At 68.2% G+C, this 13,460-nt stretch carries 9 protein-coding genes and 2 tRNA genes; 4 read left to right on the forward strand and 7 right to left on the reverse strand.

Translation table 11 applies throughout. The features are described 5' to 3' along the window. The first annotated feature begins 82 nt into the window (after positions 1 to 82). Positions 83 to 1,198 carry a ribonuclease D gene (gene rnd, locus LRK53_RS12770; RefSeq protein WP_027493898.1) on the forward strand — a complete coding sequence of 372 codons (1,116 nt, stop codon included), beginning with the start codon at positions 83 to 85 and terminating at the stop codon, positions 1,196 to 1,198. Between the two features lie 59 nt (positions 1,199 to 1,257). Continuing rightward, positions 1,258 to 1,333 (forward strand) — tRNA-Ala (locus tag LRK53_RS12775). A 440-nt stretch (positions 1,334 to 1,773) separates the two neighbouring features. On the opposite strand, the gene ppk1 is transcribed toward LRK53_RS12775, so the two are convergent. After that, the gene (ppk1, locus tag LRK53_RS12780) at positions 1,774 to 3,933 is read right to left on the reverse strand and encodes a polyphosphate kinase 1 (RefSeq protein ID WP_027493899.1); all 2,160 of its coding nucleotides are present in this window, start codon (positions 3,931 to 3,933) and stop codon (positions 1,774 to 1,776) included. 239 nt (positions 3,934 to 4,172) lie between these two features. On the opposite strand from ppk1, the gene LRK53_RS12785 reads away from it, so the two are divergent. Further along, positions 4,173 to 5,423, forward strand: coding sequence for an MFS transporter (locus LRK53_RS12785; protein WP_343230344.1), 1,251 nt, complete (start codon positions 4,173 to 4,175; stop codon positions 5,421 to 5,423). Positions 5,424 to 6,263: 840 nt separating this feature from the next. On the opposite strand, the gene murB is transcribed toward LRK53_RS12785, so the two are convergent. From murB to amaB, 4 genes are all read right to left on the reverse strand, one after another. Then, positions 6,264 to 7,292 carry a UDP-N-acetylmuramate dehydrogenase gene (gene murB / locus LRK53_RS12790; protein ID WP_027493901.1) on the reverse strand — a complete coding sequence of 343 codons (1,029 nt, stop codon included), beginning with the start codon at positions 7,290 to 7,292 and terminating at the stop codon, positions 6,264 to 6,266. Between the two features lie 10 nt (positions 7,293 to 7,302). Next, complete coding sequence (locus LRK53_RS12795) at positions 7,303 to 8,340, reverse strand: quinone-dependent dihydroorotate dehydrogenase (RefSeq protein ID WP_027493902.1); 1,038 nt, start codon at positions 8,338 to 8,340, stop codon at positions 7,303 to 7,305. A gap of 122 nt (positions 8,341 to 8,462) precedes the next feature. Further along, positions 8,463 to 8,765 carry a DUF4190 domain-containing protein gene (locus LRK53_RS12800; RefSeq protein WP_027493903.1) on the reverse strand — a complete coding sequence of 101 codons (303 nt, stop codon included), beginning with the start codon at positions 8,763 to 8,765 and terminating at the stop codon, positions 8,463 to 8,465. A 91-nt stretch (positions 8,766 to 8,856) separates the two neighbouring features. Then, on the reverse strand, positions 8,857 to 10,392 hold the full coding sequence (gene amaB, locus LRK53_RS12805) for an L-piperidine-6-carboxylate dehydrogenase (RefSeq protein ID WP_027493904.1): 1,536 nt from the start codon (positions 10,390 to 10,392) through the stop codon (positions 8,857 to 8,859). A 225-nt stretch (positions 10,393 to 10,617) separates the two neighbouring features. On the opposite strand from amaB, the gene LRK53_RS12810 reads away from it, so the two are divergent. Further along, positions 10,618 to 10,694 (forward strand) — tRNA-Arg (locus LRK53_RS12810). A 150-nt stretch (positions 10,695 to 10,844) separates the two neighbouring features. Here LRK53_RS12810 and LRK53_RS12815 read toward each other — a convergent pair. After that, positions 10,845 to 12,404: a protein adenylyltransferase SelO gene (locus LRK53_RS12815; protein WP_027493905.1), complete on the reverse strand. Its 1,560-nt coding sequence runs from the start codon at positions 12,402 to 12,404 to the stop codon at positions 10,845 to 10,847. Between the two features lie 65 nt (positions 12,405 to 12,469). Next, positions 12,470 to 13,408 carry a lysozyme family protein gene (locus tag LRK53_RS12820; protein ID WP_235642252.1) on the reverse strand — a complete coding sequence of 313 codons (939 nt, stop codon included), beginning with the start codon at positions 13,406 to 13,408 and terminating at the stop codon, positions 12,470 to 12,472. Positions 13,409 to 13,460 lie beyond the last annotated feature (52 nt).

Below are 13,460 nucleotides of genomic sequence, written 5' to 3' on the forward strand. Positions count from 1 at the left end.
CGGCCTGTTATCGTGCGCTGTCCACCATAGGCAGAAACCGCCGTCAGGGCAATCCGCGCCCGAACCCGTCCAAGGAGTACCGATGTCGCCACCCGAAACCGCTGCCGCCGACTGGATCGCCCACCCCGACGCCTTGCAGGCGTGGCTGGCCGCAGTACCCGCCGGCGCCGCTGTCGGCCTGGACACCGAGTTCATGCGTCGCAACACGTTCTATCCGCAACTGGCGCTGCTGCAGCTGGGCTGGAACGGCCGTTACGCGCTGGTCGACCCGCTCGCCTTCGACATCGGCGCAGCGCTGCAGCCGCGGCTCGGCAGCGGCGCGGCGGTCACCATCATGCACAGCGCCGGCGAGGATCTGGAAACCCTCGCGCCGCTGCTGCCGGAGGGGCCGGGCCAGCTGTTCGACACGCAGATCGCCGCCGCCTTCGCCGGCATGGGTCTGGGCATCAGCTATCGCGCGCTGGTCGCCGAACTGGCCGGGGTGGAGCTGGACAAGGGCGAGACCCGTTCGGACTGGCTGCAGCGTCCGCTCACCGACTCGCAGCGCAACTATGCCGCGCTGGATGTGGTGTACCTGAAGACCCTCCACGAACAACTGGCCGAACGCCTGCAGCGACGTGACCGCAGCGCCTGGCATGCCGAGGACTGCGCGCGCCTGAAGCTGCGCGCCAGCCATCGCGAAGGCGACCCGCAGCCACAGCGCGCGCTGCGCGGCGCCGCCGACTGGCCGCCAGCACAGCAAGCCCTGCTGCGCCGCCTGCTGCTGTGGCGCGACCGCAGCGCCCGCCGCCTCGACGTGCCGCGCCCATGGCTGCTCGACGACGCCCTGGCGCTCAACCTCGCCCAGCAGCCGCCGCGCAGCCTCGGCGATCTCGAACAGCGCAGCCGTGGTCAGCGTGCGCTGCGCTCGGCCCAGCGCGGCGAGCTGTTCGAGCTGCTCGCCGCCACCGTCAGCGACGAGGAAATCGCCGCCACCGCGCGCATTCCCGGCCACCCCCAGGGTGAGGCGAAGAAGGCGCTGGCCGCAATGAAGACGCTGGTCGACCACCTCGCCGGCGAACTCGACCTGCCGCCCGGCCTGCTGTGCCCGCGCAAGGTGCTGGAGGAGTACGTGGTCACCACCGAGTGGCCCGAGTTCCTCGAAGGCTGGCGCCGCGAGGTGCTGCACGAGCGCCTGCCCGCGCTGCTCCCCGGCTGAATCCGCACGCGGGGTCTTGGCGAAGCCCCGTCACGCTGCTAACATTCGCCGCTTGCCGTGGGGCGGTAGCTCAGCTGGGAGAGCGTCGCGTTCGCAATGCGAAGGTCGTGGGTTCGATCCCCATCCGCTCCACCATTCCATGCACGAAGAGCCTCCGGTCTCCGGAGGCTTTTTTGTTGCGCGTCCGCCGTGGCCGACGCCCTCGCCGCCAGCCCGATCACGCTCGAGGTCGATGCACCGGCCAGCCGCTTCACCGCCCGCGCCCCGTGAAAGAAACGCCTGCCGCATTGCTCGACATACTGGTGGCGCTGGGCCGCGCCCGCGAAGAGGACGACCGCTACAGCAGCCAGCAGGCCTGCCGGGGGTTTCCCCGGCTGACCGTCCCCGGCACACCAGGCGCCAAGCCCCGAGCCTTGCGCTCCGGGCAAAAAGCTCGACGCTCCAAGTAGAAAGATTCACGCCCCGGGCAAAAGAGCTCGACGCCCCGAGCAAAAAAGCTCCGCGCTCCAGGCGAAAAGCTCCACGTTCCGCCAGCATCGTAGGGCGGGTGGTGCCCGCCCTTCGAGATGCGGGCTTCAGTGCGTGCCGCTGGCCCCCGCCCCGCACAGCTTCTCCATCAGCTCGGCCTGCACGTTGCGGACGGGTTCGCCGGCAGCAGGCGAGAGGCGCAGGTACTCACCGTCGGGCTGCAGCAGCGAGGCGCTGGCGTTGTCGGTGAGGTACAGCTCCAGTGCCTGCCGCACCCGGTGCTGCAGCTTCTTGCCATCGACCGGGAAGGCGGTCTCGACGCGGCGGTCGAGATTGCGTTCCATCAGGTCGGCGCTGGACAGGTATAGCTGCGGCTCGCCGTCGTTGGCGAACCAGTAGGCGCGGCTGTGTTCGAGGAAGCGACCGATGATCGAACGCACCCGGATGTTTTCGGAGACGCCTGCCACACCGGGACGCAGGCAGCAGATGCCGCGCACGATCAGATCCACCTGCACGCCAGCGATGCTGGCCTTGTACAGCGCACGGATGACCTTCGGCTCGGTCAGCGCATTGACCTTGATGAGAATCTGCGCCGGCTTGCCCGCTGCTGCGTGCGCGCTCTCGCGCGCGATCAGTTCCAGCAGGGTTTTCTTCAGCGTGAACGGCGCATGCAGCAGCTTCTTCATGTGCAGCACCTTGCCCATGCCGGTGAGCTGGCTGAACAGCTTGTGCACGTCCTCGCACAGCGCCTCGTCGGAGGTGAGCAGACTGTAGTCGGTGTACACGCGGGCGTTGCCGGTATGGTAGTTGCCGGTACCGAGGTGGGCGTAGCGCACCAGCTCGCTGCCCTCGCGGCGCTGGACCAGCATCAGCTTGGCGTGCGTCTTGATGCCTACCACGCCGTAGATCACCATGGCGCCGGCCTGCTGCAGGCGCGAGGCGAGCGAGAGGTTGGATTCCTCGTCGAAGCGCGCGCGCAGCTCGACCACCGCGGTCACTTCCTTGCCGGCGCGGGCGGCGTCGACCAGCGCGTCGACGATCTCGGAGTTCGCGTTGGTGCGGTACAGCGTCTGCTTGATCGCCAGCACCTTCGGGTCCGCCGAAGCCTGGCGCAGCAGGTCGACCACCGGCGCGAACGACTCGTACGGATGCAGCAGCAGCACGTCCTGCCTGCCGATCACCTCGAACAGGTCCTCGGCGTGCTGCAGCACCTTCGGCAGCGCCGGCGTGAACGGCGGGTATTGCAGCTTCGGGTAGCTGACGTTATTGGCGATGCGGAACAGCCGCGCCAGGTTCACCGGACCGTTCACCTCGTACAGTTCCGACTCGTTGAGGCCAAACTGCTTGAGCAAGTAGTCGGTCAGCTCCTTCGGGCAGTTGTCGGCCACCTCCAGCCGCACCGCGTCGCCGAAGCGGCGCGAGTACAGCTCGCCGCGCAATGCCAGCGCCAGGTCCTCGACGTCCTCCGGGTCCAGCGTGAGGTCGGCGTTGCGGGTCAGCCGGAACTGGTAGCAGCCGAGCACGGCCATGCCGGGGAACAGTTCCTCCGCATGGGCGTGGATGATCGAGGACAGCAGCACGTAGTTGTCGCCGCCGCCCTCGCAGATTTCCAGCGGCAGACGGATCAGCCGCGGCAACACCCGCGGCGCCGGCACGATGGCCAGGCCGGAATCGCGGCCAAACGCGTCCACGCCATCCAGCCGCACGATGAAGTTGAGGCTTTTGTTGACCAGCAGCGGGAACGGATGGGTCGGGTCCAGCCCGATCGGGGTGACCAGCGGCGCCACCTCCTCGCGGAAATAGCGGCGCACCCACAGCTTCTGCTTGTGCGTCCACTGCGTGCGCCGCACGATGCGGATACCGTGCGTGGCCAGTTCCGGCAGGATGCGCTCGTTGAGGATCGCGTACTGCCGCGCGATCTGCCGGTGTGCGATCTCGCTGATCTCGGCCAGCGCGCGTTTGGGCGGGATGCCGTCCGGCCCGATCATCTCGTGGTCCAGTGCGATCTGCCCTTTCAGCCCGGCCACGCGGATCTCGAAGAACTCGTCCATGTTCGCGGAGAAGATCAGCAGGAACTTCAGCCGTTCCAGCAGCGGCGTGCGCTCGTCCAGCGCCTGGTCCAGCACGCGGATGTTGAACTTGAGCTGCGACAGCTCGCGGTGGATGTACAGGCGGCCGTCGCCGAGGTCCGGGCCGGGCACCGATGCCGCGGCATCGTTGGCGGCGACGTCGGTTGGCAAAGTTTCGCGAATCAGGCGGCTGGTCATTCGATACACCGGGTTCGGCAAGGGGATGCAGCACCCCATGGTAGCCCGCCACGAGCGGGGCCGGCCGAGCGCGGGGCCTGCGGGTCAGGCCGCGCTCAGCCTGCGGCATTTTCCTTGCCGCAGAATGACACCCGCACTGACCGAACTGGCGGCACATGCGGGCCGGCGGCGGTTTGCCCTATGGTGGCCGCCGCACCGGCCTTCGCGGCCGTGCCGCCCCACCGCCAAACCCACGCCTCATGCAGACCCGCGCCGAGACCATTCCGCTATCCCCTGCCGCCCCCGCGCCACCGACGGCTGCCGTACCGGCCGCGGAGCGCACCCAGTTCGCGGTGCTCGGCGGGATCAGCTTCGCGCACATGCTCAACGACATGATCCAGTCGTTGATCGTGGCGATCTACCCGATCCTGAAGAACGACTTCCAGCTCAGCTTCGCCCAGGTCGGCCTGATCACACTGACCTTCCAGCTCACCGCCTCGCTGCTGCAGCCGCTGGTGGGCATGGTTACCGACCGCCAGCCGATGCCGTACTCGCTGCCGGTGGGCATGGGCTTCACCCTGTGCGGCCTGTTGCTGCTGGCGACGGCGCCGAACTTTCCGGTGCTGCTGCTTGCCGCGGCGCTGGTCGGCACCGGCTCGTCGGTGTTCCACCCCGAATCCTCGCGCGTGGCGCGGATGGCCTCGGGCGGGCGGCACGGCCTGGCGCAGTCGCTGTTCCAGGTCGGCGGCAACACCGGCTCGTCGCTGGGGCCGCTGCTGGCCGCGTGGATCATCGTGCCGCACGGGCGCGGCAGCGTGGCGTGGTTCTCGTTGGCGGCGCTGCTGGCGATCGTGGTGCTGCTGCAGGTGGGGCGCTGGTACAGCCGGCACCATGCGGTGCGCCGCAAGGCCACGGCGGGACGTTTCGAGATCCTCGCGCTGTCGCGCAACCGGATCGTCGGCGCACTGGCGGTGCTCGGGCTGCTGATCTTCTCCAAGTATTTCTACCTGGCCAGCCTCAGCAGTTATTACACCTTCTACCTGATCCACAAGTTCGGCGTGTCGGTGCAGAGCGCGCAGGTACACCTGTTCGTGTTCCTGTTCGCGGTGGCCGCCGGCTCGCTCATCGGCGGCCCGGTCGGTGACCGGATCGGACGCAAGTGGGTGATCTGGGTATCCATCCTCGGCGTGGCCCCGTTCACCCTGCTATTGCCCCACGTGAACCTGCTGTGGACCGGGGTGCTGACGGTGGTCATCGGCCTGGTGCTGGCCTCGGCATTCTCGGCGATCCTGGTCTACGCGCAGGAACTGATCCCCGGCCGCGTCGGCATGATCTCGGGCCTGTTCTTCGGCTTCGCCTTCGGCATGGGCGGCATCGGCGCCGCCGTGCTTGGCGGGCTGGCCGACACGCATGGCATCGAATACGTCTACCAGCTGTGCGCTTACCTGCCGTTGATGGGGTTGATCACGGTGTTTTTGCCGGATATCGAGAAGCGGGTTCGGGCTGCGTAGCTTCGCTTTTTGCCGCTTTAAAGCAAGAGCTTTCGTCCTCCTTCGGAGGGCGAGTCACTTTTCTCTGGGTGGCCAGAGAAAAGTAACCAAAAGAGAGGCCACCCCGATGGCGCGCCCTCCGGGCATCCTGCCCTGCGGGTGCGCGGGTGGGCTACGGGGTTTGTCGACAGGGCATCGGGCAACCGCTCCTGCGTTGCCTCCACTCCGGCATCCATGCCGTCGCCTGCCCTGACGACAAACTGGCCGGCATCCCTGCCGGCCACCCTGCGGGCTTTCCTTCGCCCACCCGCCGCGCCATAGGGGCCCCGGGTAGAGCAGCGCGCTCCCAGCGCACACTCTTCAGAAGAGCCAGAGCAAAGCGACGCTTTGCCGTGGCTTTGGCTTTTCAGCTTCATCACCGAGTGCGGGCCACGATGGCCCGCTGCTCTACCCGGGGTCCCTTGCGCGGCGGTGAGGCGGGGACGACAGGCCGCGCAGCGGGCGTTGCCAAGGATGGCAACGCCTTTTCGCGCGGGCACGATGCCCGCTCGAAAAGCCCGGCCCCGACTCACGGACTTGTTGGGCAGGATGCCCAACAAGCGCCAAGCGGGGTGTCGTTTTCTCTTGGTTACTTCTCTTTTGGACAAGCAAAAGAGAAGTAACTCGGCTGCCGCAGGCAGACGAAAGCTCTTGCCTTTGAAACCCTCAGCTCTGAGTGAAGCAAGAGCATCGCGCACAGAGTGTGCTCCTACAGGGGACGCGCAAGAGAAAGTAATTCGGCTGTCGCAGGCCGACGAAAGCTCGCCGCCTGGAACGCGACAGGAGCAAGAGCATCGCGCACGGAGTGCGCCCCACAAAAATTCAGCGCGTGCCGATTACCACCGGCTCCGGCTCCAGCTGCACGCCGAACCTGTCGCGCACGCCGTGCATCACCTGCTGCGCCAGCGTCCACAACTGCGGGCCGGTGGCATGGCCGTGGTTGACCAGCACCAGCGCATGCCGGTTGGAGATGCCGGCATCGCCTTCGCGGATGCCCTTGAAGCCGGTCGTCTCGATCAGCCACGCCGCGGAAATCTTGCAGCGGCCGTCCGGCTGCGGCCAGGCGGCCAGCGCGGGGTGCTCGCGCTGCAGCGCCTCGGCCAGTGCGGCGTCGACGATCGGGTTCTTGAAGAAGCTTCCGGCGTTGCCGATCACTGCCGGGTCGGGCAGCTTGCGCATGCGCAGGCGCACCACCGCCTCGGCAACGTGGAACGGTGCGGGCTTGTCCACGCCCATCCGCGCCAGTTCCTCGTCGATGCCGGCGTAATCGGTGCGCAGCGGACGGCTGCGCGGCAGCACGAAGCGCACGGCGGTGACCACGTAGCGGCCGAGCTGGTGCTTGAACAGCGAGTCGCGATAGGCAAAGGCGCAGGTGGCGTGGTCCAGCGTTACCACGCGGCGCTCGCGGGTGTCCCACGCTTCCACACTTTCGACGAACTCGGCCACTTCGCAACCGTAGGCGCCAATGTTCTGGATCGGCGCGGCGCCGACCGTGCCTGGGATCAGGATCAGGTTTTCCAGGCCGGCGTAGCCCTGACCCAGCGTCCAGCGCACGAAGTCGTCCCAGCGCTCGCCGGCGGCCACCGCGATGCGTGCGCTGTCGCCGCCCTCTTCCACCTGCACACCGCGCGTGGCCATCGCCAGCACGGTGCCGTCGAAATCGCTGGTGAACAGCATGTTGCTGCCCTCGCCCAGCACCAGCAGGCGGCTGTGGCGCACGGCGGGGAAGTCCAGCAGTTCGGGCAGTTTCGCCGCGTCGCGAATTTCCGCCAGCAGCGTCGCCCGCGCATCGACGCGCAAGGTGTTGCGCTTCGCCAGCGGAGCGTTCTCGACGAGCGTGTAGCCGCCCATGTCCACTCGTTCAGGCGGCATCGGCGTTCTCGCGCTGGCGGCGGATCTCGTCGACGCATTCGGCGACCAGCGGCGGACCGCGGTAGATCAGGCCCGAATACAGCTGCACCAGTGAGGCGCCCAGCTCCATCTTCTCGGCGGCGTCGCTGCCGTCGAGGATGCCGCCCACGCCGATCAGCGGGATGCGCCCCTGCAGCCGCGCGTGCATGCCGGAAAGCACCGCGGTGGAGCGCTCGAACAGCGGCTTGCCGGACAACCCGCCGGTTTCGCTGCCACGCGGGTCGTCGGCCACCGCCGCGTGGTCGATCGTGGTGTTGGTGCAGATCACGCCGTCGATGCCGGTGCGCAGCAGCACCTCGGCGATCGAGTCGAGTTCCGCCTCGGACAGGTCCGGTGCGATCTTCAGCAGCATCGGCTTGCGCCGGCCGTGCTGCGAACCCAGCCGCTCCTGCGCCTCGCGCAGCACCGAGATGAAGCGGCGCAACGTGGCTTCCTGCTGCAGGTCGCGCAGGCCCTGGGTGTTCGGCGAGGAAATGTTCACCGTGACGTAGCTGGCCAGTTCGTACACGCGGGTAAGACACAGCAGGTAGTCACTGACCGCCTTCTCGTTCGGCGTGTCCTTGTTCTTGCCGATGTTGATGCCGAGCACACCGTGGTAGGCGGAACCTTGCACGTTGCGCACCAGCGCGTCGACGCCGGCGTTGTTGAAGCCCATGCGGTTGATGATCGCCTCGTGCCGCGGCAGGCGGAACAGGCGCGGCCGCTCGTTGCCCGCCTGCGGCCGCGGCGTCACCGTGCCTACCTCGATGAAGCCGAAGCCGAGCGCATCGAGCGCATCGAGGTACTCGGCGTTCTTGTCCAGGCCGGCGGCCAGCCCGACCGGGTTCGGAAAGGCGATGCCGAAGGCCCGCGTCGGCAGATCGCCGGGCGGCTTGACCAACCGATGGGCGAAGCCGCTGCGCTGGGCCACGCCCAGCGCATACAGGGTGGCGCGGTGCGCGGTCTCGGCGTCGAACCTGAACAGCAGCGGGCGCAGCATGTCGTACATGGGTCAGCCCGGTTGGCCCGCGAACGCGCGGATGGGGTGATCGAAGCGCGCCGCACCGCTCCCGGCGCAGCCGCCAGCGGCGACGACGCGACACCCGGAGCAGGCGAACGGCATGTGCGGCATCAATGCCAGTTCGCGAAGGTGAAGCCGAAGATCAAGGCGGCAATCAGCACGAACGCCGCCAGCACGCACAGCAGCAGCTGCACATAGCCGAGCACCAGCCCGGCCACCGCCATGCCGTCGCCCTCGATGCGGGCATCGAGCGGGCTGCGGCGGATCTCGCCGCGCGCCAGGTGGCCGCAGATGATCGCCACGATCGCGCCGATGAACGGCAGCACGCACCAGGCGAGGATGCCGAAGACCAGGCTCACCACCGCCAGCGAACTGGTGCTGGCGCCCGGACGGTAGGACGGTTGATAGCTCATCGGGTCGCTCGCTCAGGCAAGAGGTGGATCGGCGCCGTCGTGTACTGTCGTCGGCTGCGGGCGGCGAACCGCCCGCGGTCGACGCATGCCCTCACAGGTCGAACTTGATGCCCTGCGCCAGCGGCAGCGCGTCCGAGTAGTTGATGGTATTGGTCTGCCGGCGCATGTACACCTTCCAGGCATCCGAGCCGGATTCGCGGCCGCCGCCGGTCTCCTTCTCGCCGCCGAACGCGCCGCCGATCTCGGCGCCGGAGGTGCCGATGTTGACGTTGGCGATGCCGCAATCGGAACCGGCTGCGGAGAGGAACTGCTCGGTGGCGCGCAGGTTGTTGGTGAAGATCGACGAGGACAAGCCTTGCGGCACGTCGTTCTGCATCTCGATCGCCTCGTCGATGGTCTTGAACGGCATCACGTAGAGGATCGGCGCGAACGTCTCGGCCTGCACCACCTCGTCCGAGTTCTGCAGCCCGGTGATGATGGTGGGCAGCACGAAGTTGCCCTTGCGGTCGGTGAGCGCCTTGCCGCCGGTGCGCACCGCGCCGCCCGCGGCCTTTGCCTTCTCGATCGCGGTGAGATAGCCCTGCACCGCCTCGGCGCTGTTCAGCGGACCCATCAGCGTGGTGGCCAGGGTGGGATCGCCGATCTTGCCCTCGACCTGCCGGTAGGCCTTGACCAGGGTATCGAGCACGCCATCGAAGATCGACTCGTGCACGAACAACCGGCGCGTGGTGGTGCAGCGCTGGCCAGCGGTACCGACCGCGCCGAACACGATGCCCGGGATGGCCAGCTTCAGGTCGGCCGTCTCGTCCAGGATGATCGCGTTGTTGCCGCCCAGCTCCAGCAACGAGCGGCCCATGCGCCGGGCTACGCGCTCGCCGACCATGCGGCCGACCCTGGTGGAGCCGGTGAAGCTGATCAGCGCAATGCGCTTGTCGTCCACGAAGGCCTGCGCGAGGTCGCTGCCGGCGTCGTTGAACAGGAAGAACAGGTCGGGGAAACCACCGGCCTTCAGCGCGTCGTTGCAGATGCGAATGGCGGCGATGGCGGAAAGTGGCGTCTTCGGCGACGGCTTCCAGATGCAGATGTCGCCGGCGATGGCGGCCAGCATGGCGTTCCACGCCCACACCGCGACCGGGAAGTTGAACGCGCTGATGATGCCGACCAGGCCCAGCGAATGGTACTGGTCGTACATGCGGTGGCCGGGGCGCTCCGAGTGCATGGTGGCGCCGTACATCATGCGGCTCTGGCCCAACGCGAAGTCGGCGATGTCGATCATCTCCTGCACTTCGCCGTCGCCCTCGGGCTTGATCTTGCCCATCTCCAGCGCCACCAGCGAACCCAGCGCATCCTTGTGCTTGCGCAGCGCCTCGCCGCACAGCCGCACCGCCTCGCCGCGGCGCGGCGCCGGCGTGGCGCGCCATAACTTGAACGCTTCCTGCGCGCGCTTGACGATCACCTCGTAGTCGGCGGCGCTGGAGGCATGCACGCTGCCAATCACCTCGCCGGTGGCCGGGTTCACCGGCTGCAGCGTGCCGGCGTCGGTGGTCTTCGACCACTCGCCCTGGCCAAGGTAGCTGCCGGACTGCTCGCCGTGGAGGCCGAGCGCGCTGAGGATTGCATGGGACATGGACGTCTCCTGGACGTGCGGCGCTCGCGGGCGCCGTGGGTGAAACCTGCAATTGCCCATTCTAGCAGGCCGGCCGCCTTGCTCCCTCCACTGCTTGCAGGGGAGGGTTGGGGTGGGGTCGCTCTTGATCCGGGTTTTCGGCGAGCCTGCGCAACCCCTATCAGCCTCCCCTGCGAGCAAGGGGGAGCAGCAGAACCGCGCGATCCATGCGAAAATCCCGCCACCGCCCTCGTAGCTCAGTTGGATAGAGCGGTCCCCTCCTAAGGGACAGGTCGGACGTTCGAATCGTCTCGAGGGCACCAATTTTCGACCGCGGGTCGGCTCTGCTCCAAGCTCGTCATCCCAGCGTAAAGCTGGGATCCAGCGACTCCAGGCATGTGAATAGCCAAGGCGCTGGATTCCAGCTTTCGCTGGAATGACGAACGTTTGGGGGTTTCAAGGTTCCCAAAGACTCAGGAACTGCACGACAGCATCGAGCAGCCAGCCTTGTGCCGCGCCCAGTCCGGGCGCTTTTGCGCGTACGCCTCACGGCCGGGCTGGTCGTCGTACGGGTGGCGCAGCACGTCGAGCAGCTCAGCGACACCGCTGGCGTCGCCCTGCTCCGCGCGGTCGATCGCCTGCTGCGCCAGGTAGTTGCGCAGCACGTAGCGCGGGTTGGCCAGGCGCATGCGTTCGCGGCGCTGCGCCGGCGGCAGCGGATCGTCGGCCAGCCGTGCCGCGTAGCGGGCCAGCCAATCGGCAAGCGCGGGCTCGGCCGCACGCCGCTTCGCTTCGTCGTAGAACGCGTCGCCGAAGGGCGCCAGCGTGGGCGCCTGCACGTCGACGTCGGCCAGCGCGCGGAACCACAGCGTCATGTCGATCTCGGCCTGCTGCATCGTTCCCTGCAGCGATTGCATCAGCGCCGCGTCCTCGTCGCGGCATTCGGCCAAGCCCAGCTTGGCGGCGACGTTGGCGCGGTCGGCGGCGGCATAGGTAGCAGCGTAATGCTGCAACCCGGCTTCCAGCAGTTCGACACCGTCGAACAGCGGCGCCAGGGCGCCGGCCAGGCAGCTCAGGTTCCACCACGCCACGTTCGGCTGCTGTCCGTAACGATAGCGGCGGCGCTGCGCGTCGGTGGTGTTCGGGGTCCAGTCCGGGTCGTAGTTGTCGACCCAGCCGTACGGGCCGTAGTCGATGGTGAGGCCGAGGATCGACATGTTGTCGGTGTTCATCACCCCATGCACGAAACCCACGCGCATCCAGTGCGCCAGCAGCGTGGCGGTGCGCTCGCACACCTGCCGGAACCACGCCGCGTACAGCGTCTCACCGCTGCCTTCCAGTTCCGGAAAATCGCGGCGGATGGTGAACTCGACCAGCTGGCGCAGCAGGGCGATGTCGCCGCGCGAGGTGGGCAGTTCGAAATTGCCGAAGCGGATGAACGAGGGCGCCGCGCGGCACACGATAGCGCCCGGTTCCGGCGCGGCGTGGCCGTCGTAGAACATGTCGCGCACCACCGTTTCGCCGGTGCCGACCAGGCTCAGCGCGCGCGTGGTCGGCACGCCCAGGTGGTGCATCGCCTCGCTGCACAGGAACTCGCGCACCGAAGAGCGCAGCACCGCGCGGCCGTCCGCGCCGCGCGAATACGGCGTCAACCCGGCGCCCTTCAATTGCAGTTCCCAGCGCTCGCCGGCGGCGTTGACGACTTCGCCCAGCGAGATCGCGCGGCCGTCGCCGAGCTGCCCGGCCCAGTGGCCGAACTGGTGCCCACCGTAGTTCGCCGCGTACGGCTGCATGCCGTCGAGCAGCGCATTGCCGCCGAACACTTGCGCGAACTCCGGCGCGGCGAGGTCCGCTGCACTGAAACCCAGCATAGCCACCATCTCCGCCGAATACGCCAGCAGGCGCGGCGCGGCGACCGGCATGGGGTCGACCCGCGAGTACAACGCACCGTCGACCTGGCGCAGCCGCGCGCCCTGCTCCGGATCGCCGGGCAGCTCGCGCACGAACGCATTGTCGAAACGAAGATCGAACATCGGTCGCCTCGGAAGCTGCAGCCTATATCCGGGCACCGTCGGCCCGATGCAAGGCCGCAGCGCGGCTAGCGCGCCACCGCCTGTCTGCGGCGCGCCGGGCGATGGATCGCCTGCAGCCGCTGGTAGACGGTCAGCACGGCGCTGCCGTAATCCCGCGCGCGGCTCGGCGTGTGGCTGTGGTAGTAGCCCACGCCGAGCACGCGGTCGCGGGTCTGGCGCATGCCGTCGCGCAGGATTTTCGCTGCCACCGTGATGTTGGTGCGCGGGTTCAGCAGGGTCAGCGGATCGCGCACCGCGTCGCGATGCATCGGGTAGTAGACCTGCATGATGCCGACGTCCTGCACCGCCGAACCGAACTGGCTCGCCGCCGCCATCGCCAGCTGCACGTCATGGCGCTTACCGCGCACCAGGCGATCGTTGACGCGGAACAGCCACGGCGTAGGCGCAACCTTGCCGTCCGGGTACAGCGCCTTCGACTCCACCAGGGCGATGCTGTACAGCAGCAGTGGATCGACGCCGGCGCTGTGGCCGATCTGCGACCACAGGCTGTCCCGCGAGGTGATGTCCAGGTCGGGCTCCTCGATCGGCATCATCAGGTCCATCGTGCTGACTTCGGACAACAGCGTGCGGCCGCTCTCGACCGGCGCGGAGCGTACTGCCGATGGAACCGCCGCCGCGTTTGCCGGGACTGCCGCGGCAACCGCCAGCATTGGCACCGGCCTGACCGGCAAGGGCGCGGCGCGCAGGGTGGGTGCCGGCGTTGCCGGTGCACCAACCACGACCGCGGCCGATCCTGATCCAGTCGCCGGATGCGTGCCGATGCGCAGCAACACCAGGGCAACGCCGGCGATCGCGCTCGCGGCGACCAGCCGGCGCGCACCCGCCCATTCCGGCCACGTCGAGATGCGCGCGCGTGCCCACGGCACGATCCGGGCGACGACGAGTCGCCACAAGCCGGCGGCTGCCGTCACCTGCCAACCATCCAGCGGCCAGGTGGGCGGCAACAGCCAGCGTTCGGTTGGCGGCTGCCGCGTACGCGGTGACAGCCGGGCGGGC

Source organism: Rhodanobacter thiooxydans (assembly GCF_021545845.1).
Taxonomy (GTDB): domain Bacteria; phylum Pseudomonadota; class Gammaproteobacteria; order Xanthomonadales; family Rhodanobacteraceae; genus Rhodanobacter.